This is a genomic window from Acinetobacter sp. SWAC5 (genome assembly GCF_003419885.1).
In the GTDB taxonomy this organism is placed as follows: domain Bacteria; phylum Pseudomonadota; class Gammaproteobacteria; order Pseudomonadales; family Moraxellaceae; genus Acinetobacter; species Acinetobacter cumulans.
In genome coordinates this window covers 117,676-141,649 of record NZ_QUWR01000002.1, presented here as the reverse complement: position 1 = coordinate 141,649, position 23,974 = coordinate 117,676, and the positions used below count along the sequence as shown (strand labels likewise).

The 23,974-nt window shown below is 42.3% G+C and carries 20 protein-coding genes; 8 read left to right on the top strand and 12 right to left on the bottom strand.

Going from position 1 to position 23,974, the window contains the following annotated elements; all coding sequences use genetic code 11:
* Positions 1–662 precede the first annotated feature (662 nt).
* Entirely contained in the window at positions 663–1,541 is an 879-nt protein-coding gene (gene omp33-36 / locus DYI81_RS02305) for a porin Omp33-36 (RefSeq protein WP_117006591.1), read from the top strand.
* Positions 1,542–1,589: 48 nt separating this feature from the next.
* On the opposite strand, the gene DYI81_RS02300 is transcribed toward omp33-36, so the two are convergent.
* The 3 genes from DYI81_RS02300 to DYI81_RS02290 all read right to left on the bottom strand — a co-directional run bounded on the left by DYI81_RS02300 (position 1,590) and on the right by DYI81_RS02290 (position 4,565).
* Entirely contained in the window at positions 1,590–2,297 is a 708-nt protein-coding gene (locus tag DYI81_RS02300; protein ID WP_117006590.1) for an ion channel, read from the bottom strand.
* Positions 2,298–2,515: 218 nt separating this feature from the next.
* Positions 2,516–4,231: a cation acetate symporter gene (locus DYI81_RS02295; RefSeq protein WP_117006589.1), complete on the bottom strand. Its 1,716-nt coding sequence runs from the start codon at positions 4,229–4,231 to the stop codon at positions 2,516–2,518.
* 1 nt (position 4,232) lies between these two features.
* Complete coding sequence (locus DYI81_RS02290; protein WP_106984226.1) at positions 4,233–4,565, bottom strand: DUF485 domain-containing protein; 333 nt, start codon at positions 4,563–4,565, stop codon at positions 4,233–4,235.
* A gap of 183 nt (positions 4,566–4,748) precedes the next feature.
* Here DYI81_RS02290 and DYI81_RS02285 point away from each other — a divergent pair, with 183 nt between their 5' ends.
* Entirely contained in the window at positions 4,749–8,246 is a 3,498-nt protein-coding gene (locus tag DYI81_RS02285) for a PAS domain-containing hybrid sensor histidine kinase/response regulator (protein ID WP_117006588.1), read from the top strand.
* Between the two features lie 400 nt (positions 8,247–8,646).
* The gene (locus DYI81_RS02280) at positions 8,647–9,414 is read left to right on the top strand and encodes a hypothetical protein (RefSeq protein WP_117006587.1); all 768 of its coding nucleotides are present in this window, start codon (positions 8,647–8,649) and stop codon (positions 9,412–9,414) included.
* 133 nt (positions 9,415–9,547) lie between these two features.
* Here DYI81_RS02280 and DYI81_RS02275 read toward each other — a convergent pair whose 3' ends face one another.
* Positions 9,548–10,198 carry a response regulator transcription factor gene (locus DYI81_RS02275; RefSeq protein WP_106984223.1) on the bottom strand — a complete coding sequence of 217 codons (651 nt, stop codon included), beginning with the start codon at positions 10,196–10,198 and terminating at the stop codon, positions 9,548–9,550.
* A gap of 375 nt (positions 10,199–10,573) precedes the next feature.
* Here DYI81_RS02275 and msuE point away from each other — a divergent pair, with 375 nt between their 5' ends.
* Together msuE and sfnG are read left to right on the top strand one after the other, a co-directional pair.
* Positions 10,574–11,305, top strand: coding sequence for an FMN reductase (msuE, locus tag DYI81_RS02270; RefSeq protein ID WP_106984222.1), 732 nt, complete (start codon positions 10,574–10,576; stop codon positions 11,303–11,305).
* A 27-nt stretch (positions 11,306–11,332) separates the two neighbouring features.
* Entirely contained in the window at positions 11,333–12,442 is a 1,110-nt protein-coding gene (gene sfnG / locus DYI81_RS02265) for a dimethylsulfone monooxygenase SfnG (RefSeq protein ID WP_117006586.1), read from the top strand.
* 92 nt (positions 12,443–12,534) lie between these two features.
* Here the strand turns inward: sfnG and DYI81_RS02260 are convergent, their stop codons facing one another.
* Positions 12,535–12,735: a hypothetical protein gene (locus DYI81_RS02260; protein ID WP_106984220.1), complete on the bottom strand. Its 201-nt coding sequence runs from the start codon at positions 12,733–12,735 to the stop codon at positions 12,535–12,537.
* 157 nt (positions 12,736–12,892) lie between these two features.
* On the opposite strand from DYI81_RS02260, the gene DYI81_RS02255 reads away from it, so the two are divergent.
* Positions 12,893–13,507: a riboflavin synthase subunit alpha gene (locus DYI81_RS02255; protein WP_117006585.1), complete on the top strand. Its 615-nt coding sequence runs from the start codon at positions 12,893–12,895 to the stop codon at positions 13,505–13,507.
* 76 nt (positions 13,508–13,583) lie between these two features.
* Here DYI81_RS02255 and DYI81_RS02250 read toward each other — a convergent pair whose 3' ends face one another.
* Positions 13,584–14,762: an acyl-CoA dehydrogenase family protein gene (locus tag DYI81_RS02250; RefSeq protein WP_117006584.1), complete on the bottom strand. Its 1,179-nt coding sequence runs from the start codon at positions 14,760–14,762 to the stop codon at positions 13,584–13,586.
* A gap of 199 nt (positions 14,763–14,961) precedes the next feature.
* Positions 14,962–16,905, bottom strand: a complete 1,944-nt coding sequence (acs, locus tag DYI81_RS02245; RefSeq protein ID WP_117006583.1) for an acetate--CoA ligase — start codon at positions 16,903–16,905, stop codon at positions 14,962–14,964.
* Positions 16,906–17,229: 324 nt separating this feature from the next.
* On the opposite strand from acs, the gene DYI81_RS02240 reads away from it, so the two are divergent.
* Positions 17,230–17,811: a DUF805 domain-containing protein gene (locus DYI81_RS02240; RefSeq protein WP_117006582.1), complete on the top strand. Its 582-nt coding sequence runs from the start codon at positions 17,230–17,232 to the stop codon at positions 17,809–17,811.
* Positions 17,812–17,920: 109 nt separating this feature from the next.
* The gene (locus DYI81_RS02235; protein WP_117006581.1) at positions 17,921–18,886 is read left to right on the top strand and encodes a mechanosensitive ion channel family protein; all 966 of its coding nucleotides are present in this window, start codon (positions 17,921–17,923) and stop codon (positions 18,884–18,886) included.
* Here DYI81_RS02235 and DYI81_RS02230 read toward each other — a convergent pair.
* From DYI81_RS02230 to prfB, 5 genes are all read right to left on the bottom strand, one after another.
* A complete protein-coding gene (locus DYI81_RS02230) occupies positions 18,872–19,582 on the bottom strand; it encodes a 16S rRNA (uracil(1498)-N(3))-methyltransferase (protein ID WP_117006580.1) in 711 nt (236 codons plus the stop codon). The two genes, DYI81_RS02235 and DYI81_RS02230, sit on opposite strands and share 15 nt — an antisense overlap.
* Positions 19,583–19,804: 222 nt before the next feature.
* The gene (locus tag DYI81_RS02225) at positions 19,805–21,085 is read right to left on the bottom strand and encodes a 3-deoxy-D-manno-octulosonic acid transferase (RefSeq protein WP_117006579.1); all 1,281 of its coding nucleotides are present in this window, start codon (positions 21,083–21,085) and stop codon (positions 19,805–19,807) included.
* A gap of 104 nt (positions 21,086–21,189) precedes the next feature.
* Complete coding sequence (locus tag DYI81_RS02220) at positions 21,190–22,278, bottom strand: alkene reductase (RefSeq protein ID WP_117006578.1); 1,089 nt, start codon at positions 22,276–22,278, stop codon at positions 21,190–21,192.
* Positions 22,279–22,321: 43 nt separating this feature from the next.
* On the bottom strand, positions 22,322–22,621 hold the full coding sequence (locus DYI81_RS02215; protein ID WP_106984211.1) for a helix-turn-helix transcriptional regulator: 300 nt from the start codon (positions 22,619–22,621) through the stop codon (positions 22,322–22,324).
* 155 nt (positions 22,622–22,776) lie between these two features.
* A protein-coding gene (prfB, locus tag DYI81_RS02210; RefSeq protein WP_106984210.1) for a peptide chain release factor 2 occupies positions 22,777–23,872 on the bottom strand; the annotation gives its coding sequence in 2 pieces (ribosomal slippage) (positions 22,777–23,799 and positions 23,801–23,872; 1,095 coding nt in all).
* Positions 23,873–23,974: the final 102 nt, after the last annotated feature.

The window sequence follows — 23,974 nt, the reverse complement described above, 5'->3', positions numbered from 1 at the left end:
TTTTATCATGTATTCACACAGCAGAGTCGTAAGCTAAAATTGAAAAATAAGACAAAAAAAAGCCCAACCTTGGGGAAAGCTGGGCATATAAAATAAATCATTTATGGAGAATCTAATCACAACATTTTAATAAACAATGTCGTATTCGATCTTTCAATTATGATAATAATTGTAGAACTTGTAAAGTATATTAATTCAGTAAGGATTGAAATACAACACTAAATTGCAACAATTATGCATATTACATCACATTATTTACCAACTAGTGTCTATTTTTTATACCATTCCGTTTTTTTTGACTATTTTAAACAACACCAAGTCACATTATTTACTCATTTATACGCACTATTTTCATTTGGTTTATTTTTTGAACAATTGAAATTTACTTAGTTTATTTTGATTTTAATCGCTTTTTACAATTAATAAATGACTTATTTCTGGGCATTTTTTTTCTATCAATGTGCTGTAGAGCGCACTGAGTGCATTGTTATGAATCATTTTTTTAATTGGTTGACATTATTTTATAGAAAAACTTCTTTTTGATCAAAAAACAAACAAAATACTTTTCATGAATTTAATTGCTTTTAAGATCATTGACTTAATAAATTGTTACAATACAATGCTCAATGTTTAATCCATTAGTAACATAACTGGTAATTCTCATGAAAAAACTCGGTTTAGCCTCTGCTTTATTATTAGCCATGACCGGTGCACAAGCGTACCAAGTAGAAGTACAAGGTCAATCAGAATACATCGACAACACTGTAAATAGCAAAAACTTCACAGGTGCTGTACAAGGTACTTACTATTTCAAAAATGTTGACTCTTCTAAAGGTCCATTGGCTGAAGCAGCATTCTTAAACCAAGCTTCAAATGCATCTTTGGCGTATAACTACGGCGAATACGATGTAAATGGTATTGCTGACCAAAACACTCACACAATTGGTGCTAAAGCTGAAGCTTACGTTCCAACTAAATATGTTCCTGTATATGCTAGCGCATCTTACAGCAACACAATTATTGACAACAAAGATCACAAAGCTGACGACCACGGCGACCGTTTCTCTGTAGAACTTGGTGCTGTAGTTGCGCCTAACTTCTTAGTTGCTTTAGGTTATACAAGTGCTCCTAACCAAGTTGCTTACGATGCATTCGGTATTCTTGCGAATGGCGTAGCTCAAGCAGCTCAAGAACAACAAACTATTGGTAAAGACCAAGACGCAATCACTGCACGTACTAAATACGTTGGCGCGATTGACGGCACTAACATGGCGATCGGTTTCGAAACTAACGCTTTATTTGCTGAAAAAAATGCTTATGGTCTAAAAACTGATTTATACATCAACCCAGCTCTAAGCGTTGGTGCTTCTTATGCACAAGCTAACGGCGCTGTGAACAATAAAGAAGCTTGGGGCGCGAACGTAAACTACTTCATCACTCCAGCTGTTGCTGTTGGTGTTGACTATGTAAACGTTAATGCTACAAACAACGCGAAAACAGATACTCAAACTGTTGGCGTAAATGCAAAATTCCGTTTCTAATTCATTTTAGAATCTGAATCAAAAAAGGACGCTTTTCAGCGTCCTTTTTTATGTTGCATCATCATCGTTTTTATTTGTTTTCTGATTGGGTAAATAGGCAATGTAATGTAAAGCAATTAAGCGTGACACCACCAAAGTCAAGTACATCACTCCACAAAACATTTGTAGCATCGCCAATACACGTGCTGGCGCGCTCATCGGCATTAAATCAGACAAACCTGTCGCTGACTGTAAGCTAAAACTCAAGAATAAGAGATCAAGCCAAGACTGTAAGCCTGGCTTAGTTGGGTTCATAAAACTATCGGGATAAATTAACTGACAAATGCTATATAAGAAAGCAAAAGCCCATGCAATTAAAGTAAAAACAGTACCCGCTGCAAAGAGTTCATCTTTGGTTAAGTAACGGTCCGAAAACATATAACGTACTACACCATAAGCCGCACTCAAGTAAGCACAAGCTTCAAATGCATGAGCAATGATCTGAATATTTGGATCATTTACCCCAAATATAATTAGGGTTGAAAATAGCACCGCACATCCGACAAAACTCAGCCCTAAAATTGTAAACATTGGAGTTTGTCGAATGACTTTGGCAATAATCAATAACACCAATACGCCCATGACCCACAATAAAGCGCGAAATGATGAACTTTCACGGGCAAAAGCTGTGAGTATTAAAATCACAAATTGTGTGAGTAACAACCAAGCCGAAGGCAACAAGCGAAAGCCTTTCCAAAAATCAATAAATGCCTTCATCTGAATAATCCTTCTGCGGTGTTTTTAATTGTGGCTAGCGTATTTATTTTTTCTAGTCATAGCATATTTTGCGACACAATACTGTCAACATCTTCAGCATAACAATCCTACTTACTCTCGTCATAGGTGAGCAATACAGTTATTTTTAGAAGTTTATACCTGTGCAATACCCACAAAAAAAGCACCTGACGGTGCTTTTTAAGTTGCTCTGAGCGTAATCAGTGATCCGATGCGCCAGAGATACCCATACCTGTTTGTGAACGTACATACTGAGCATCAAATGCTTTACGTTCTGCTTGCGCTTGTGCTGAGTTATCCGTTACAGAGAACAACCAGCAGCAGATAAACGCCAAAGGCATTGCAAAAATTGCTGGACCATTGAATGGATTCACCGCAGTTTCTGAAATAGCCAAAGTATCTACCCAAACTGCTTTAGACAGGATAATCAATACAACGGCTGTAATTAGACCCACCAAGCCGCCAATCACTGCGCCACGCGTTGTTAAGCCTCTCCAGAACATAGAAAGTACAAGCACTGGGAAGTTTGCACAGGCAGCTACAGAGAATGCTAAACCCACCATGAATGCAACGTTTTGTTTTTCGAACAAAATACCCAAAATCATGGCAAAGATTGCTAGACCTAAAGTGGCAATTTTAGACATGCGTAGTTCAGATTCAGGTGTTGTTTGACCTTTTTTGAATACGTTCGCATACAAGTCATGAGAAATTGCTGACGCACCTGACAGTGTTAAGCCCGCAACAACTGCAAGAATTGTGGCAAATGCAACTGCTGAAATAAAGCCCATGAACAAGTCACCACCCACTGCATCTGCAAGGTGTACGGCTGCCATGTTGTTACCACCCACAAGTTCTAACTTGCCAGTAACTGCCATTTTTGCAACATCAATGAATTGTGGGTTGTTTGATACATAAAGAATCGCACCAAAACCAATGATGAAGGTTAATAGGTAGAAGTAACCAATAAAGCCTGTTGCGACAACCACAGATTTACGTGCTTCTTTCGCGTCTTTTACCGTGAAGAAACGCATAAGAATGTGCGGTAAACCAGCTGTACCAAACATGAGTGCTAAGCCTAATGAAATCGCATCAATTGGATTGGCTGCTAACTTACCAGGGCCCATAATATTTGACGCTTCAGCTAGCGTAACCTCATGTACTTTTGAAAATACTTGGATCGACTGAGTGAACATTTCAGAGAAGCTAAAGCCCACGCCTTTCATAACCATAAATGCCATGAACGTAGCACCAGACAATAACATCACGGCTTTAATAATTTGAACCCATGTTGTTGCCAACATACCACCGAAGATGACATAAGCCATCATCAGAAGACCAACGATCACCACCGCAATGTTGTAGTTCAAACCAAAAAGTAGTTTGATTAACTGACCTGCACCAACCATTTGCGCAATTAAATAAAATGCAACAACAACAAGTGAACTCACTGCTGCCAAGGTACGTACTGGTTTTTCAGCTAAGCGAAATGACACAACGTCTGATAAGTTGAATTTACCCAAGTTACGTAAACGTTCAGCCACCAAGAACAATACAATTGGCCAGCCCACCATAAAGCCCAATGAGTACAGCAAGCCATCAAAGCCTGAGCTGAACACCATTGCCGAAATACCCAAGAATGACGCAGCTGACATATAGTCACCCGCAATCGCTAAACCATTTTGGAAACCTGAGATCCCGCCACCTGCTGTATAGAAATCTGCAGTATTGGTGGTTTGCTTGGCTGCCCATTTGGTAATGAAGAGCGTTAAACCAACAAAAATTGCAAACATGATGATTGCATGCCAGTTGGTTGCTTGTTGCTGTGCCTCACCCAAATCTGGGCCAGCCATAGCAACACTCGACATGAGCAGGGCTGGAACAGCCAACGCCTGCGCTTTCAATGAATTCCATTTCATCTTAGTGCGGTCCTTTTTCCTTCGCAATCGCCTCAACTTCTCGCATTGCTTCTTCGTTTAATTGGTCTAGTTTGTTGTTGGCAATGTACGAATACACGCCACACAAAACAAAAGACAACACAATAATGCTCAGTCCTAATGGCATACCAATCGTGGTGACACCACCACTCACAGATGTCATTAGAAATTCTTTGTTGTAGCCAACCAACAACATGAAACCGACATAAACCACTAACATGATGATCGTTAGTGTCCAACTAAGATTACTTTTCCTGCGCACCATCTCTTTAAATTTTGGATTTTGCAGAATGCGTTCAACCTGAACTTCATCCATAATTACACTCCTGACACCCGACCTTGGGTGTTAACTTTTTTTAATTCGAATTATTACCAGCACAAAGTAACAAGCTTCTAGGGCTGCTGTAATTTAGACTTTGGTCGTTAAATTTTGACCATTTTCGGTGGGGGCTGGGCAGATGCGGTATGATAAAGCCATGATTTATCTGCTGCAGACAATATGAACAGTTGGCTCATTATTGGGGTGCTCGCCCTTTATATCGCATTACTTTTTATTTGCGCCTTTTTTGGTGAAAAGCATGCCAGTCGCCTCAGCACACGCGGGCGTATGTTGCTGTTTAGCTTAACCTTGGGCGTGTATTGCTCGTCATGGACTTTTTATGGTGCAACGGGTGCGGCGGTGCGTGAAGGCATTATTTTCTTGCCTATTTATTTAGGGCCACTGCTGTTTGTTGCGGTAGGTTATGACATTTGGCGCCGTTTAGGACGTGTACGCCAACACCATGCCATTTCATCGATTGCCGACTTTGTAGCAGCGCGTTATGGTAAAAGTGGGCCCTTAGCGTCCTTAGTCACCATCTTAGCCGTCATTGCGATTATTCCTTATTTGGCATTGCAACTTCGTGCAATTGCTCTCAGTGCAGCTGTCATTTTAGAACCGACTGCAGGTGGCATTGCCTCAACCACCAATGGGGTACTGTTCCTCACAGGAATTTTGGCCATTTTAGCCATGATCTTTGGCACACGACAAATTGCCAACACCGAGCAACATGGTGGCCTCATGCTGGCTGTGGCCTTTGAGTCATTTGTGAAGCTTTTTGCGCTATTGGCTGTAGCAGCCTTCTTTATGTTTGAAGCGCCCGAAAATTTGCATCAAATTAGTCAAGACATCAGCATTACGTTTAAAGAAGTGCAAATGTTTGGCGTACCTGAAAGTTTTTGGGTACAAACTTTATTGGCAGCCTTGGCCATTATTTGTTTACCACGTCAGTTTCATGTGGCCGTGGTCGAACTCCGTGATGAAAAGCATATTCGTGGGGCACGCCGTTGGTTTGCCGTGTATCTGATTTTAACCACTATTGCCATTATTCCAATTGCCAGCTGGGCCTTACATGCAGCTCCTGCGTATTTAGCAATTCCAGATGTTGCTGTACTGTCTTTACCACTGAGCTATAGTCAAGATTGGTTAACGCTACTGGCCTTCTTAGGGGGCTTTTCTGCCTCAACAGGCATGCTGTTGGTGTCCTCTGTTGCTTTGTCAATCATGCTCAGCAATGACTTGATTATGCCTGCACTTTGGCGCACCAACATTTTGGCTCGTCACGATAAACGCTTGCCACTGGTACTAAAATTTACCCGTCGCGTATGTATTTTAGCCGTGATGCTGTTGGGCTTTTTGTTCTTCCATTTCTTCAATGATATTGATCAACTATCTGTATTTGGTCTGTTGGCCTTTAGTGCAGTTGCGCAGTTCGCACCAGCCCTAATTGGTGGCTTATATTGGCGTGGTGGCAGTAAACAAGGTGTGTATGCAGGGCTTCTCACTGGCTTTGCCATGTGGGCCTATACCTTATTATTTCCAACTGTTTTACGTAGCTTGCCAGCACCTTTTGAAGCATTAAGCCAACAAATTATTCAAGAAGGTCCTTTTGGTATCAGTTGGCTACGTCCTGAAGCATTACTTGGTTTTGAGTCTTTTGACCCACTTACGCATGGTGTGGTCTGGGCCTTAGGTCTGAACATCCTGTTGTATATTTGGGTATCTCGTATTTTCCGTCCAAGCATTGCCGAGCAAATTCAGGCCGAAAGCTTTTTCTATTACGAAACCAAGCCACTGCCGTCACATAATGCTTCAAGTGATATTAGTTATTTACACCACGACGTTGCACGCTTAAAAGTCGGTGATCTATTGACGCTTGCAAAACGTATTACCGGTGAAGGTCCTACCCTACGCGCCTTCCAACAATTCTGTACGCAGAACAATGTCACCCTCAATGAAAACAGTAGTGCCAATGGCATGTGGTGGCGTTTTACCGAGCAATATCTTGCGGGTACGATTGGTGCAGCCTCCGCACGTACTTTGCTGACCACAGCAATGGTCAATAACGGTCTAGCTTTAGGTCAGGTGGCCAATATTTTAGACCAAGCTTCACAGTGGCAACGCTTTAACCAAAACCTCATCATGACCATGATTGACCACATGACCCAAGGTGTGAGCGTGGTCGATGAAAATATGTGTTTGGTGGCATGGAATAACCAATATCTCAAGCTTTTTGATTATCCAAAAGATATTGTCTATGTTGGTTGCCCAATTTCAGACCTGATTCGTTATAACGCCGAGCGCGGAGAATGTGGTCCTGGTTCGATTGAAGAACACGTCCGTAAGCGAATTCATTGGATGCAAGTCGGCAGTTCGCATGAATTCGAACGGATTCGTAAAGATGGCCGTGTCATTCAGATGCGCGGTAATCCAATTGAAGGTGGTGGCTTTGTGACGACTTTTGCTGATATTACCGCATTCCGTGAAAACGAAGCTGTACTTGAAGCACGTGTACAAGATCGTACTCAACAATTGGCGGATGCACTGTCTGAACAACAATTGGCACGTGAAGTGGCCGATAAAGCCAATATGTCAAAAAGTCGCTTTATTGCAGCTGCCAGCCATGACTTATTACAACCGATGCATGCAGCTCGCTTATTTAGTACGGCCTTAGAGCAAAGTGTGCAAAATGATGAAGACCGTCGCACCCTACAACAGCTTGATCGCGCCCTACACGGTGCAGAAAGCATGCTGTCGGCTTTACTTGATATTGCACGCCTAGAAGGCGGTACGATTCAGCCGAAGCGTCAAGCTTACCCGTTGCATGACTTACTCAGCGATTTAGAATTACAGTTTAAATCGATCGCAGCGCAGCGTGGCATTCAGTTTAAAGTGCATGATGTTCAGTTCTGGATTGACACAGACCCACAATGGATTCGACGGATTATTCAAAACTTTGTGAGTAATGCACTGCGCTATACCGCGCGTGGGCGCGTGGTGGTCGGCGTATTACGTTCGAGCACTCAGCCACAGCATATTCGTATTGGGGTGTGGGACACTGGCCCTGGGATTGCAGAAGAACAACGCATCAAACTCTTCCAAGAGTTTGAGCGCTGTGGACATACTTCACCGTGGGGTGAGCAAGGCTTAGGTCTGGGCTTGGCGATTGTCCAACGGATGACCAGCTTACTCGACTACCCTGTGCATGTGTATTCAGATTTGGGCAAAGGCTCATGCTTTATGATTGAAGTACCTTTGGTTGAAGCACCTAAAGTGGTGGCTGCCCCTGTACAAGCAGTACCACTACGTACCAAAGCCTATAAAATTTTATGCTTAGACAACGATGAAACCATTTTGGAAGGAATGTCGACCTTACTGACCAAATGGGGTTATCAAGTCTTTAAAGCCACAGAACCCGAGCAAGCTTTGGCCATGATTGAACAAGAAAATATCCAAGTTTGGTTGGTCGATCAGCATTTAAATAATGGTAAGATCGGACTCGACTTTATCTTGAATAACCGCCAAGAAAATGTCCCGACTGCGCTGATTACGGCGGACTCTGATCCAGAATTACCGCAGCGCCTCAAAGAGCACAATATTGTATTGCTGAAAAAACCGCTGAAACCTGCATCTTTACGTTCTTGGCTGTCTGGCTTAAAAATTTCCAGCGCTGATTAAGCTGAAAATTTCGCGTCATCAAGGCCTATTTCAATCCTCTGAAATAGGCTTTTTTGATTATCACGATGTAATCATCTCGACGATTGGCTGGAGTTTTATACAAATGTGCATAAAAGCTCAAAAAACACGCAAACACAAACAGATTAATTGACCAAAAATATCAAAATCAATTTGCCTATGGCGAAATATAACTTCATTTTAAGTGAACAGTTGTACACTTACTTACAATTTTTTAAGTGATTGTTTAAGCAATTATTTTTTGTACATTTTGTTATTTTTAATACTTTAGTCGTATTTTTTTTAAACAATAAAAAGCTCAAAACACAAGTAAACAACGGCCTCATTTTTTGCTCACTGTTCTGCTTAATATCAGGCTCATCCCATTCAGAGGAATTTCGCTATGGACATGTCCAAAGATCTAGCACAAGGTTTAGCCCAAACACAGCAATTTCATCGCCAATACGGTGCCAATGCACTACTCCCCGAAATTAGCTGGACTGAAGTTTTTGATCACAGCAGCTTAGCACCAGAACAAGTACAAGCACTTGAAGTGCTGTATCAAAGTGCTGTTCCCCTAGCACTACAAGTATTTGAAGAACTTAATTTTGATGTATTTACACCGGCTGCCTATAAACCACAAGGTTTAGGTTTGTTTGATCGTTTGGCCGAGCAAGAACAAGCGCTGTTAGCACGCTTACAGGCCGAATCAAAACATTTACCTACAGCAGTACATCATCAAATTTGGAGTATGTTACTGCGTGGTGGTGCCGTATTGGTGTTTAAAGCATGGCTGGGCAAAGTTAAAACTGGCCTTAACCAAATAGATACCACACAGTTTGATGAATTATCTGACTTACTGTTTATTAAGACTTCGCCTTTTGAGTTGGCGGGCTATTTAGATGTCGATATTAATTCCAAACAAGACCATATTTTCCTCATGCAAGGCCAAGATGTTTATCTCGATCGTTTTAATAGCCTCGAAACGGCCGCGCTCTTTGTAGACTTGGGTGTATATGATGCAGCCTTTTTAAGCCTACGCGATGACCATGTGGCGGCTTACTTAAAAAGTAAGGGCTATGTGACCGATGAACAAATTGAAGAACTGCAATGTGCCTTAAATCCACTGTTTTGTACCGACTTAAATCCAAAACAAAATTATGTGGTTTAAGCGAGCCCTGATTTATAGCTCGCTATGGCAAACTAAAGCGATAAAAAAAGACCTCGGATGAGGTCTTTTTTTATCAGTGCCTTGTTGGCTGCATGTGCGAAAGTACGCGCACGCTTCACACCATCAAACAGCCTTACATTTTTTTATCTTCAATATTTAACGCATTAATAGCCAATACCGCTTGAGTACGATTTTGTACCCCCAATTTACGGAAAATGGCTGTCACATGCGCTTTAATGGTCGCTTCTGAAACATCGAGCTCATAGGCAATTTGTTTATTGAGCAAACCTTCTGCCACCATCATCAGTACACGGAACTGTTGAGGCGTCAGGGATTGAATACGTTCCGCTAATGCCGTTTCATCTGCCGCACGCGGGTCAAATGCAGTACTACTTGGCAAGTTTGGTGGTAACCAAATATCACCTTCCAAAACTTGACGAATTGCTTCACCAATATGGCTTGGATGCGCTGATTTTGGAATATAACCCATTGCACCATGTGCAATCGCACGATGAATAATCGAAGATTCTTCATGTGCAGAGACCACGATAATTGGAATTGCTGGATACTGTGCACGGACATGCACCAAAGCAGAAAAACCTGAAGCACCGGGTAAATTTAAATCCAGTAAAACAAGATCTGGCTCTGCGCCACTTTCTAAACGTTCATAAAATTCATTGACTGCAGCAGTCTCATGAATTTGAGCCTGCGGTAGACTATAACGAACAGCCTGAATTAAAGCATGACGAAACAATGGGTGATCATCAACGATTAAAATATTCATAAGCAGCGTGAGAGATCTTGTGCACAATAGCCCTATTCTAACCACACAAGCTCTATTTAGGATATGCAGGAACTCACTATTTTTAAAAGAATATGCTTTTTTTCACCTGAATTTATCTACTTTTCTCCAATTTCTCTAAATCTGCATTTCTAATCTTTTTTTTTTATAAATTTTATCAAGCACATGAAAATACTTAGTCGCTAAAAATATAAATTTAAATTTCAACTAATTAATAGGTATTTATCTGGCTATAAATACCATAAAAACTTATATCTCAAAAACAGATAACTTTTCGTCTTTTCCTTATTTTACAGAAATTAGCCTGATCGGCCTTAATGATTGTTATTCCGAGCTAACCCATTTTCAGGTTAAAAAATGTCAAATGTAAATCTACAAAAACCACTCAATATTGTTGCTGTATCAGGTGGTCTCAATAATCCTTCAAAAACTGAAGCTTTGGTTCAAGCGATTTTAGATGAACTGGCAGATGCCACACCAATCAATGTGCACTTTATTAAATTTAGTGAAATTGGCCAATTATTGGGTGGCGCAATTTACCGTAATCAATTGCCCCAACGTGTGCAAGATGACTTGGCTGCCGTAGAAGCTGCTGATGCGCTGATTGTGGGTACACCAGTTTATCGCGCTTCATTTACAGGATTATTCAAACACTTCTTTGACTTTGTAGAACAAACTGCATTGGTCGATGTACCAGTATTGCTGGCAGCATCTGGCGGTTCAGAGCGTCATGCTTTGGTACTCGAACACCAGTTACGTCCATTGTTTAGCTTCTTCCAAGCACAGACACTGCCAATTGGTGTGTATGCAACAGATCGCGACTTCACACCTGAATACACCATTCATAGCGAATTACTGCGCGAGCGTATTACCTTAGCCGTAGCACGTGCTTTACCTGTACTTGAGTGGGCACCTGCCAAAGGTCTTCGTGCTGAAGCCGTTAAAGAAAAATCTCAACAAGCCAATCAGAACTTAGGTATTAACAAACAAATTGAACAAGCCGAAGTTCTGCCTTCAGCCGCTGTTCCAAGTTTAGATGCTGCTGAAGCGCGCTTACATCATAAAAAACCAAAGACACACGTCGCTTAATCTTGAGCTCATTCGAGGGTATATGCCATGTCAAAGAATAATCAGAACATCACATTTGCATACTGGGTTCCCAATGTAAGTGGTGGCTTAGTGGTGAGCCAAATTGAACAACGCACCGATTGGAGCTATGACTACAACGTGCGCTTAGCGCAAGCCGCTGAAAAAAGTGGCTTCGATTATGCTTTAACGCAAATTCGCTTTACAGCTGGCTACAATGCAGAAAATCAGCATGAGTCTGTGAGTTTTAGTCATGGCATATTGGCGAAAACCGAGCGCCTTAAAGTGATTGCCGCGATTTTACCCGGTCCATGGAAACCCGCGCTGGCCGCGAAACAGCTGGCAACCATTGATCATCTCACTAATGGCCGTATTGCCATTAATGTGGTGAGTGGTTGGTTCCGTGGCGAGTTTGATGCAATTGGTGAAGAATGGCCTGAACACGATCAGCGCTATGCACGCTCAGAAGAATTTATTCGTAGTTTAAAAGGCATTTGGACACAAAATAACTTTAGTTTTGATGGCAAGTACTATCAATTTAAAGACTATACCTTGAGCCCAAAACCACTACAAAAACCACATATTGAAATTTTCCAAGGTGGTAGTTCACGTGCAGCCCGCGATATGGCTTCACGGGTATCAGATTGGTACTTTACCAATGGCAACACCCCTGAAGAGCTGAAAAAACAAATTGATGATATCCGTGAAAAAGCCAAAGCCAACAACCATCAAGTCAAAATTGGTGTGAACGCTTTTATTATTGCCCGCGATACCGAAGAAGAAGCAAAAGCTGTCTTGCAAGAAATCATTGATAAAGCCAATGTAGAAGCAGTAAATGCCTTTGGTGATGCCACCCGTGAGGCAGGTGCGGCCACTCAAGAAGGCGAAGGTAACTGGGCAAAATCAACTTTTGAAGATTTAGTTCAGTACAACGATGGTTTCCGTACCAATTTAATCGGTACTCCACAACAAATTGCCGAACGTATTGTGGAAATTAAAAGTGTAGGCGTAGATTTAATCTTATCTGGCTTTTTACACTTTATTGAAGAAGTTGAATACTTCGGTGAAAAAGTATTGCCATTGGTGCGCGAGTTGGAAGCACAGCAGCAAATTCCAGCAAAGGCGGTCTCAGTCGCTTAGCAAACTCAACACACCCTAATAACGACTATAATTTTGGCAATTGTGATTTGTTCCTCCAAGGCTCGGCTTGGAGGATTTTTTATTGCGCACTTTTATTTATTTGCACTGTGTTTTGAATCGTCACAGGCCTGTTTTAAGCCTTGCATTGCATCTGGTGCCATTGGTGCAGTCATCATACCACGGTAGTTCATACAGGCTTGGCTTTCTTGCATCACTTGAGGCTGAGTACTGGCACAGCCATAAATGAGCATCGCAGTACAACTCAAAAACAACATCTGAAATAGCTTGTTCATCCTCAACTCCCAAAATAGTTGGCTTTCGAAGTGTATACCGCCCTACTGTGCTGGCCTATTTTAAAACCGTAAAATTTCCGCACAATTTTCAACACCAAAGCCACAAAATCCATTTACACTTAAAACGCTACACATTCAGCTCAAAGGAAATCTGCAGATGTACACAGGCATTGTTCAAGGCTTAGAAAAAATTCTAGACATCCGCCAGGGGGATGGCTTTATTACATTGGTCGTTTCCAATGATCACAATTTTTTCCATGATGTTTTTATCGGTGCCAGTGTTGCCCTGAATGGGACATGCCTGACTGCAACGCAGATCGATTTAGCTGCCAATCAAGTGCATTTTGATGTTTCAAATTTAACGCTTAGCTTAACGACTTTAGGAAGTCTCAAAACTGGCGATGAAGTCAATATTGAACGCTCTGCCAAAGTGGGAGCTGAAAATGGTGGCCATAATCTGTATGGACATATTGAAGGCATGGCTACTGTCAAGCAGCTGAGTCGTACAGGTGATACCGTGCATATTGATATTGAAATTCCACAAGGCAATATCAAATACTTTTTCTTAAAAGGCTTTATTGGCCTCAATGGTTGTAGCCTCACCGTCAACCGCGTAGACCGTGAAGCCTCAGAAATATCCATTGATTTGATTCCTGAAACGCTACGCCTCACCACATGGAAAAATGTCCAAGCTGGCGATGCTGTGAACTACGAAATTGATCAAACCACGCGTACATTAGTCGATACCTTAGAAAACATCCACCGTCGATAAACCTAGGTATCACTTCATTTTTACAATGCAAAATTAAAAAAGGGCTTCAATGAAGCCCTTTTTTGCATAGCAACGTTTAAGAATAAAAACTTGGATCGGGTACTTTGCCTGTCAGTACCCACTCACCAATTTCCTGATATTTATAATCAATGGGATCATGCAAGGTTTGTGTACGTACATTACGCCAAAAACGGTCTAAATTCAGCTTGGCTGTGGTGGCACGTGCGCCCATCACTTGGAAAATATTCTGGGTAATATTTAACGATGCATTGGTGGCTGCAATTTTTGCCGTGGCGATGGCAACAGACACTTCACCACGCTGTGCTGCTGTTAAGTTTTCACCTACATCCCAAGCCGCTTGCAATTGATCAATCGCTTTGTACGCCAACAAACGTACACTTTCGAGCTGTACATAAAAATCAGCAAAGTGTTTTTGGGTATACGGATCATTCACCGCATTTTCAGCTAAAGATTTTGACCATGCCTTTTGCGTTTGCACGGTCTCTATTGCCGTTTGATATGCACCTTCTGCTACACCCAAAAATAAATGCACAAAGATCAGCTGTGCAATCAGTGGACGTAGGCTGGAATACGGCGTACTGAGTGGCCCTGGATTTAACAACAACTCACTTTCATGAATTTTCACTTGTTCAAAATGGCTTGTGCCACTATCTGTTTGGCGCTGGCCCATATTGTTCCAATCACCTAAAAAGCTCACGCCTTCACGTGCTGTTGGAATTACTCCAATCAACAATTTTCCTGCATCGTTATAACCCGAGCAGAGTAAAATGTCGGAATCGATAGAGCCTGAACAAAAGCTTTTATCGCCCTGAAAGACGTATTCTTCTGGCGCAGTTTTTACCGCGGTTGTACGACGGTCTAAAGGGTTTAAAGTATTGCCCCAAAACAAATGTTGCTCTGCCGTTTGTTTAAACCATGCGCCATATTGCTCAGGCTGGGCAAAGAGCTGCACCGTGGCAATCAATAAGTGATGAAAGCCATACACATGCGCCAAAGAACTATCAACACGAGCAATGGTTTGTATGGTTTTAAAAATCTGGTGCCAGCCAGCATCTTGGCCACCATATTCACGTGGAATAGACAACGATAACAAACCACTTTGACGGATTAAATCACGCTCATGCTTTGGGTTTCCGCCCTGCTTATCACGTGCCGCCGCTGTTTTTGCAAACTCATCAGCAAGTTGTTGTGCAATCTCTAGGGGATCTACTGACAAAGGCGTTGAAGCATTCATATTATTCAAATCTAATGTTCTCGTTCTATTCAAGCTTAACAGAGCACTTAGGCCTGATTTATATCAATGCCTGCTGTACTTATTCTAAAATTAAAAATGCCACCATAATGGCAGCATTTTCCTTATCGCCCACATTCAGCCTTTGTTGCCATGACTAACTCTGAATTAAAGTTCAAAAGCAAAAATTCGCTGTTATCGCCTAGCCTTTAGATTGAACCTCAGCAATTAGCTGATCCACCACGGCAGGATCTGCCAGCGTCGAAGTATCGCCTAAGCTATCTAATTCATTGGCTGCAATTTTTCTAAGGATACGGCGCATAATTTTTCCCGAACGGGTTTTAGGCAAAGCTGGTGCCCAATATAAAGCATCAGGTGTCGCGATTGGGCCCAATATTTTACGCACCCAAGCCACCAATTCTTTATGTAGCTCCTCTGACTCAGTCGCATCCGCCTGTAAAGTCACAAAGGCACAAATCCCTTGCCCTTTAATGTCATGAGGCATGCCCACTACAGCTGATTCCGCAACCAATTCATGTGCCACCAAAGCACTTTCTATTTCTGCTGTACCCAATCGATGCCCTGAGACATTGAGTACATCATCCACCCGCCCTGTAATCCAGTAATATCCATCTTCATCTCGGCGTGCACCATCACCAGTAAAATAGGTGCCCGGATAAGTTGAAAAATACGCCTCAATAAAGCGTGCAGGATCACCCCAAATGGTACGCATTTGCCCTGGCCATGAATCCTTAATCACTAAATTGCCTTCAACTGCACCTTCTAGCTCTTTGCCTTCCGCATCCACAATAGCAGGTTGTACACCAAAGAATGGCCGTGTTGCTGAACCGGGTTTCAAGTCGGTTGCACCCGGCAAAGGTGTAATCATGAAACCACCTGTTTCAGTCTGCCACCATGTGTCCACAATTGGACATCGGCTTTCACCCACTACCGTGTAGTACCAATTCCAAGCTTCAGGGTTAATTGGCTCACCCACTGAACCCAGTAAACGTAAACTACTGCGGTCACTTTCGCGTACAAAGGCATCGCCTTCACGCATCATGGCACGAATGGCCGTAGGCGCTGTATATAAAATCGTGACATTGTGCTTATCAATTAAATGCCCTGTACGCGCCCATGTTGGGTACTGAGGTACACCCTCAAACATGACTGTGGTTGTACCATTCGATAATGGACCATACAACACATAGGAATGCCCTGTGATCCAGCCCACATCAGCCGTACACCAAAATACATCGTCTTGTTTAAGGTCAAAGACTTCACGGAAAGTGGTGTTTACATAAGTTAAATAGCCACCTGTGGTATGCAACACCCCTTTGGGTTTTCCTGTAGAGCCCGAGGTATATAAAATAAAGAGCGGATCTTCGGCATTCATTGGCTCTGGTGGGCAAATGTCATTCACCGACATAATTTCCATGTGATACCACAAATCACGCTCGGGCTTCATGTCAATCGGATTACCTGTACGGTGCACCACCATTACGTGTTCAACCGAGGACGTCCCATCAATGCGCAAAGCCTCATCCACATTTTCTTTTAAAGGAATGGGTTTCCCGCCACGCATACCACAGTCAGCAGTAATGACCATTTTGGCTTGACTGTCTTCAATACGGCTGGCCAACGAATCTGGAGAAAAGCCACCAAATACCACACAGTGCACTGCACCGATACGGGTACATGCCAGCATCGCAATGGCTGCTTCTGGCACCATTGGCATATATAACACCACGCGATCGCCTTTACCCACGCCATGTTTTTTTAGCACATTTGCAAAACGGCAAGTTTCATCATGTAATTCTTCAAAAGAAATAATTTTATGCCGTGAAGGATGATCGCCTTCCCAAATAATTGCAGGCTTATGCGGATGCTCTTTTAAATGCCGATCCAAGCAATTAGCACTAACATTTAATTGACCATCGGCAAACCATTCGATTTTAAAATCATCTTGCGCAAAGCTGGTATTTTTTACTTGGCTAAAGGGTTTTATCCAGTCTAAACGCTGCGCTTGTTCTGCCCAAAAAACCTCAGGTTGCTCAATAGATTGTTGATAGCGCTTAAAGTACTCAGCCTCGGTGACACGAGCGGTTTTTTTAAAACTTTCAGGTACAGGATATCTTTCTTTCATATTTTACTTCCTTGCTCTTATGCATCTCATCACGAGATGTGCTGCCATTTTTTTGCTGTTATTCATGGTTCTTTATGCAGTATTGCGCTTATTTTTTGTACTGATCAATCATGCTTTGGTCGCAGCCTGATACTTTCATTTAAACCATAAGCAGGCTGCTAAATTCAACAATTTTCGATCTGATTTTCATATCTCAGCAGTCAAATTACTTTTATAATACGGCTGAAATTGCATGTTTTTTTTAGTGAATGAGTTCGTATCTTCACAGTATATTCATGTCTTAATTCTGAATTTCATTTATATTGCTAACGACTGGCACAGCCCATGAATCCACAAGAATCTTCACCATTTTTCTCACGTAATCCTCAGCCTACACCAGACAATCCATTGTCGTTTAATGGTCGCTTTGGACGTCTGAGTTTTATTGGTTGGTATACCTTCTTTCATATTGTGATGTTCTTCATTGGTTTTGGCCTCACCTTATTTACCGGTGTAATTAACCTGACCAGCTTGAATGTAGACAGCCAACTGCTTCAAACATTCGCCAGTGCTACAGGGCTGAGTTATACCCTGCTACTGTTGGTCTACCTGTATTTTAGTATGGTGCTGATTAGTCGCCGCTTACATGATCTAAATAAATCAGGTTGGTGGATGCTCTTGTTCTTTATACCTGTGCTAAATGTTCTTTTTATTCTTTATCTTTTATTTGCTGCAGGTAATACCCACCCGAACCAATATGGCTGGCCGCGTCCAAGTGCAGTCTGGGAAAAAATTCTGGCATGGCTGATGATTATTTTGACGGTGCTAAGTATCTTGGCAACGGGCAGTCTGGTGTCATTTATGATGGGCTCTGGTCAAATTGAAACACCACAAGAAGTGATTCAAAAAGGCACTGCATATTTTTAAGTCAACTACAAACCTTGAGCAAAACAACACAGAATACCTTGCATTTTTCAGTTAAGTTCTTGCTCAATTTAAGGCAAAATACAGAAAACTTTTATCAATCGGAATATTCGTGGCCGAACAAACAAATGGCTTGGGTAATGTTGCTCAAGACACAACACAGCTTCTACAAGAAGCAACAGAAAAGACGGCGCAAACCGTGTTGCAACACACTGCAAAATACAATGATGCCTATAGCACCATCGATAAGTTTGTCGATGGTTTCTGGGAACGTGTCCCATATATTTGTATTGCATTGTTTGTATTTACAATCTTTTATTTACTCTCAAAACTGTTCAAGTTATTTGTCCGTAAAGCCCTCTCTGAACGTTCTTATACAAAACAAAACTTGGTTTTGGTACTAAACCGTGTGGGCACTTCGGCCATTATCTTTATTGGCTTTTTAATTGCCATGGTCATTGCCATTCCAGGCTTTACACCAGGTCAGCTGATGAGTGCTCTGGGTATTGGTTCTGTAGCCATCGGTTTTGCATTCAAAGATATTTTCCAAAACTTACTGTCTGGTATTTTAATTTTACTGGGCGAACCGTTCAAAATTGGCGATGACATTATTGTGTCTGGCATGGAAGGGACGGTTGAAGATATTCAAATTCGTGCAACCTTCCTACGCTCACCAGATGGTCGTCGTATTGTGATTCCAAACGCGACGGTATATACCAGTGCAGTAACCGTTAACACAGCTTATCAACGTCGTCGTTGTGAGTTTGTGGTGGGCATTGGCTATGAAGACGATATTCAAAAAGCCAAAAAAGTCATTTTAGGTATTCTAGACAAAAACACCGCAATTTTAAGCCAACCTGGTTTTGCGGTGAATGTAAATGCATTGGCTGACTTTTCGGTAAATTTGAATGTGCGTTGGTGGGTAGATACAACTGAAACCACAACGGCTGCATCTGTCAGTGAAGTTCAAGAACAAGTGATTGAAGCCTTCACACAACACGGCATTTCAATTCCTTACCCTGTACAGGAAGTGAAAGTTTTCCGTGGCGAAACTGAAGCGGTATCAGAGACTAAATAAACGCCCGAACACATAGGGAATAACCGTTTCTGTACGAATAATACGGTTGCCTAAGCTCACTGCTTGGCAACCGTTTTTTATGAGCAAATCAACCTCATAAGGGATAAATCCCCCCTCTGGCCCAATAATAACTGTACAAGGATGATCAATCGCCACAGGCATCGCTTCTGTGACATACGGATGAGCAACAAATGCAGGCCGATCTGCTGTAATCAGCGTAGGAAGTACATCTTCCACAAAAGGCTTAAAGCGCTTGTGCAGCTCAATTTGCGGGGCAATCGTATCGCCAGCTTGCTCCAAGCCTAAATCAACATAATGACTTAACTGCTGTAAAAATGGCGTTTGCCAATAGCTTTTATCTACACGGTAACTGTGTAGCAAAATAATTTTTTCTACCCCCAGCGTAACACTGTCCATAATTAAGCGACGCAGTACTTTAGGTCGTGGCAATGCCACAATCAAAGTCACAGGCAATTTGGCAGGTACAGCTTCTTCGTGTAAGGCTTTAAGCTGAATCTGCTGTTCAGACACATTCACTATTTGGGTTAAATAGCGCTTACCTTCACGAACCCCTACTTTTAAGGTATCGCCCACCTGCACATCTACATGCGTGCGTAAGTGTTCTAACTGACGTTTGGCGCTAATACTCCAAATTTCAGATGCGGTTTGACGTGGATCGAGAAGGACGAGATTCATATAAGCCTAAGATAAAAAAGCATGTTCAAAACAAAAAAAGGCAATGTAAATATTTGCCATCGAGGACGGCGACATGGATGTCGCCGGTGTGCCAAGATACAGGATGTATCTTCGGCATACACAGGATTTTTGCTCCTTTTAATCCTTTAAAAGTAGAACACACCTACGAATCGCATGTTCCAAAATCACCATCAAATCTGGCAGTGATTCTGCTACAGATACTTAAAGATACTGATCAATTACCGCAATATGCTTTGCTAAAGACCCTGTATTCTTCTGCATAATCCGCTGTGCTGCTGTATTTAAAGCCTGCGCCTGTTGTTCATTTTCAAGCAGTTCAGTTAACTGTTGAATAGCTTGATCAGCATCCTGCGCAACCAATACAGCATTCACCGCAACAAACTCATCTACAATGGTTTGAAAATTAAAATAGTTTTTACCCAAAACCGTCGGTACCTGCAGCGCAATCGGCTCTAAAATATTATGCCCACCCCCAGGTTCATTCAGCGACCCACCCACAAAGCAGGCTTGACTTAAAGCCAACCATTGCCAAAGCTCGCCCATACTATCGGCCAAATACACTTGCGTGTCAGACAGAATAGCCTGCCCTAGACTTCGGCGCTGCGTGCGCAATTCTAAAGTCTGTGCGACTGCAAAACCCTCATCAAAGCGTTCGGGATGACGTGGCACCACAATACAAAGCAGTTCGGGATGACGCTGCAAATACGGTTTTAATGCGGTTAAAAGGGTCTGTTCCTCAGGCGCATGTGTGCTGGCAATGGTCACAATTTTTCGGCCCACCAAAGACCAATCGGCTTTTAACTGTGTTGCCTGCTCAACAGCATGCTGTGGTGCATGAATATCAAATTTAATGCTTCCCACCACCTGACTGCTTTCAGCTTTTGCACCCAAGGCTATAAAGCGTTCTAGCGCCGCATGATCCTGCGCTAACAACTGATCCAGCCCCTGTAGCATAGGACGGGTTAAACTCGGTACTTTAGCGTAGCCCTTCGCCGACTTTTCGGATAAACGTGCATTAATCAATAAGCATGGCACGTGTAGCTGTTTGGCTTGATCAATCAAATTCGGCCACAACTCAGTTTCGACCAAAGCCAACAGTTTAGGCTGATATTTTTCAATAAAATGTTTAACCAAATACTTTTGGTCAGCAGGTAAATAAACCGCTTGAAATAGCGCTTCGTATGGCGCTTTTAAAAATAAAGATTTGGCACGGGCCTGCCCTGTTTTCGTGGTATTGGTGACTAAAACAGGATGTCCTTGTTTAAGATAATGTTCTATTAAAGGTTGTGCAGCGTTGGTTTCACCTACCGACACCACATGAAACCAAATCGCATGCAGATTTTTGACTGGCTGAAATGGGCCAAAACGCTCAAGGCATTCTTGCTGATACTGCGCATCATTGTCGGCACGCTTTTTAATACGTGAACGATACAAAGGCTTAATGATGGAAAGCGCTGCGTTATACCAAAAAGGAGTAGCCAAATAGAATGCTCTGATGCGGATAGTCACGCAGAATATAACAGAGCCGCATCAACTTGTTAATCGATGCGACTCAAATCTATTTGATTCGATAACAACTCACGGATTTAGTTGTGTGCCTGACCTGCACCAAATTTATCCTGCAAACTTAGATAATCAATATAGCCTTCTGCTGTTTGCGAACCAATCATATTGTCAAAAACCAGTTCATTTAAAGGTGCATTTTGAACTAAACGTTCAAACAAATCAGGATTGGCAATATAGGCTTTACCAAAAGACACCGCATCTGCTTTCGATTTTTCAAGTAAATCAATCGCATCATCACGACTTAATTTCATATTCGCAATGTATGGCACACCACCTGAACGCTGTTTTAAATATTCACTTATACTGTCATTTGCCAAATATTCACGAGTAAAGAAAAACGCGATCTTGCGCCGACCTAACTGTTCCAATGCATAACCAAAGGTTTCACGTGGATCATCATCACCCATATCATGCTCGTCACCACGCGGCGCTAGATGCACACCTACACGGCCTGAACCCCAAACTTCAATCAGTACATCAACAATCTCTAGCAACAAACGTGCACGGTTTTCGACAGGACCACCATATTCATCAGTACGAAGATTGGTTTTTGTTTGCAAGAACTGATCAATTAAATAACCGTTAGCACCATGTAGTTCCACACCGTCAAAACCCGCCTCTTTTGCACGTATGGCCGCTTGTTTAAACTGTTCAACAATCGCTTGAATTTCGGCAATTTCTAAGGCACGTGGTAATACATATTCACGTTTTGGACGCAGTAGACTGACATGACCTGCTTGCTGTACAGCACTTGGCGCTACAGGCGTTTCGCCATTGAGTAAGTCAGGATGCGATACACGCCCCACATGCCAAAGCTGGGCCACGATTAAGCCACCTTGGTCATGCACGGCCTGAGTCACTTTCTTCCAGCCTTGTACTTGTGCATCATTAAATAGCCCTGGGGTATTTAAATAACCATTGGCTTCTTCTGAAATTACTGTCGCTTCGGAAATAATTAAACCCGCACTTGCACGTTGCGCATAGTACTGCGCCATCATATCGGTTGGCACACGGTCAGCCGTTGCACGACTTCGGGTCAAAGGCGCCATCACCACACGGTTTTTAAGATGTAAATCGCCAAGAATTAAAGGAGTGTTAAATTCAGCCATTGTCGCCTCTTCACCCACGGATATTGAAATCGTTTTTTTGAGATCAAAGTGAGTTTTGTAAGTAATCAATATATTGCTGAATAAGCGCTTCATTGCGTGAAAAATACGACCATTGCCCGTATTTTTCTGCTTTGATTAAACCAGCCTGTTGCAGTACCGACAAATGATTAGACATAGTCGACTGCGAAACATTACCGAGTTTTTCAATATTGCCTGCACACACCCCGCGGTTAAAACCGCCACATTGTTCTTCAGACAAAAACTGCTCTGGAGATTTTAACCATTCCAGAATCTGCCTTCGGGTTGGGTTTGCCAGCGCTTTAAAAATTAAATCGATATCCATGATTCAGACCGGTTGAATGAATTCATAATAAAAGCAGCGCAAAGCGTTATTCAGCTTCTACAACCAATATATCGTATTTTTTCGATTTTAATATCGATTTTTTTAGATATATTGTAAATAAACTGAAAACGCTTTGTTTTTAAATAAAATTTAAATTAAAGCCCTTGCTTCAAGCTAGCTTCAATAAACTTATCTAAATCGCCATCCAATACCGCACCTGTATTTGAGCTTTCTACACTGGTACGCAAATCTTTAATACGCGAGTCATCTAAAACGTAAGAACGGATTTGGCTACCCCAGCCAATATCAGACTTGGTATCTTCTAAAGCTTGTGCGGCATCGTTACGTTTTTTCATCTCTAATTCATAGAGTTTTGCACGTAATTGTTTCCAAGCATGGTCACGGTTGGCGTGCTGTGAACGTTGGTTCTGACAGGCCACCACAATACCTGTTGGCGCATGTGTTAAACGTACCGCAGAGTCAGTTTTGTTAATGTGCTGACCGCCCGCGCCTGATGCACGGTAAGTATCTGTACGAACATCCGCAGGGTTAATATCAATTTCGATATTGTCATCCACTTCAGGCGAAACGAAAACTGCAGAGAATGAAGTATGACGACGGTTGCCTGAGTCAAATGGTGACTTACGAACGAGACGGTGTACACCAGATTCAGTACGTAACCAACCGTATGCATACTCACCTTCTACACGGATCGTTGCAGATTTAATCCCTGCCACATCACCGTCTGATTCTTCCATCACTTCTGCTTTAAAGCCGTGACGTTCGATCCAACGTAAGTACATACGCAGTAACATAGACGCCCAGTCTTGTGCTTCCGTACCGCCAGAACCTGCTTGAATTTCGACATAACACGGGTTCGGGTCCATTGGATTACTGAACATACGACGGAATTCTAATTTCGCAAGCTCTTCTTCAGCAGTGGTTAATTCTGCTTGTACATCAACCAATAAGCTTTCATCTTCAGCTTCAACTGCCAAATCCAGCATGGCTTGTGCGTCATCTAATTGCTCAGACAAACCTTCAAGCACATTAATGACATTTTCAAGCTCGCCTTTTTCTTTGGCCATTGCTTGTGCGCGACTTTGGTCATTCCAAATCGCTGGGTCTTCTAATTCACGGAGAACTTCTTCTAAACGCTCTTTCTTTAGATCGTAGTCAAAGATACCCCCGTAGCGTTTGACCACGTTCGTTCAAGTCTTTTAGCTGGAGTAGATAAGGATTAATTTCCACGTGAATTCTCTCAAATCAAAATTTTGGCTTAAATAGCCCACAATTATAGCACAGACCGTTTATGCAATTTCAGCCCAGTCATGCGAATCATCGATTGACTTT

Coding starts and splice junctions, on each gene's coding strand:
- DYI81_RS02215 (WP_106984211.1), bottom strand. CDS start 22,621: ATGGATATCGATTTAATTTTTAAAGCGCTGGCAAACCCAACCCGAAGG.
- DYI81_RS02250 (WP_117006584.1), bottom strand. CDS start 14,762: ATGAATGCTTCAACGCCTTTGTCAGTAGATCCCCTAGAGATTGCACAA.
- sfnG (WP_117006586.1), top strand. CDS start 11,333: ATGTCAAAGAATAATCAGAACATCACATTTGCATACTGGGTTCCCAAT.
- omp33-36 (WP_117006591.1), top strand. CDS start 663: ATGAAAAAACTCGGTTTAGCCTCTGCTTTATTATTAGCCATGACCGGT.
- DYI81_RS02295 (WP_117006589.1), bottom strand. CDS start 4,231: ATGAAATGGAATTCATTGAAAGCGCAGGCGTTGGCTGTTCCAGCCCTG.
- msuE (WP_106984222.1), top strand. CDS start 10,574: ATGTCAAATGTAAATCTACAAAAACCACTCAATATTGTTGCTGTATCA.
- DYI81_RS02240 (WP_117006582.1), top strand. CDS start 17,230: ATGAATCCACAAGAATCTTCACCATTTTTCTCACGTAATCCTCAGCCT.
- DYI81_RS02220 (WP_117006578.1), bottom strand. CDS start 22,278: ATGGCTGAATTTAACACTCCTTTAATTCTTGGCGATTTACATCTTAAA.
- DYI81_RS02275 (WP_106984223.1), bottom strand. CDS start 10,198: ATGAATATTTTAATCGTTGATGATCACCCATTGTTTCGTCATGCTTTA.
- DYI81_RS02230 (WP_117006580.1), bottom strand. CDS start 19,582: ATGAATCTCGTCCTTCTCGATCCACGTCAAACCGCATCTGAAATTTGG.
- DYI81_RS02255 (WP_117006585.1), top strand. CDS start 12,893: ATGTACACAGGCATTGTTCAAGGCTTAGAAAAAATTCTAGACATCCGC.
- DYI81_RS02260 (WP_106984220.1), bottom strand. CDS start 12,735: ATGAACAAGCTATTTCAGATGTTGTTTTTGAGTTGTACTGCGATGCTC.
- DYI81_RS02280 (WP_117006587.1), top strand. CDS start 8,647: ATGGACATGTCCAAAGATCTAGCACAAGGTTTAGCCCAAACACAGCAA.
- DYI81_RS02285 (WP_117006588.1), top strand. CDS start 4,749: ATGAACAGTTGGCTCATTATTGGGGTGCTCGCCCTTTATATCGCATTA.
- DYI81_RS02290 (WP_106984226.1), bottom strand. CDS start 4,565: ATGGATGAAGTTCAGGTTGAACGCATTCTGCAAAATCCAAAATTTAAA.
- acs (WP_117006583.1), bottom strand. CDS start 16,905: ATGAAAGAAAGATATCCTGTACCTGAAAGTTTTAAAAAAACCGCTCGT.
- DYI81_RS02300 (WP_117006590.1), bottom strand. CDS start 2,297: ATGAAGGCATTTATTGATTTTTGGAAAGGCTTTCGCTTGTTGCCTTCG.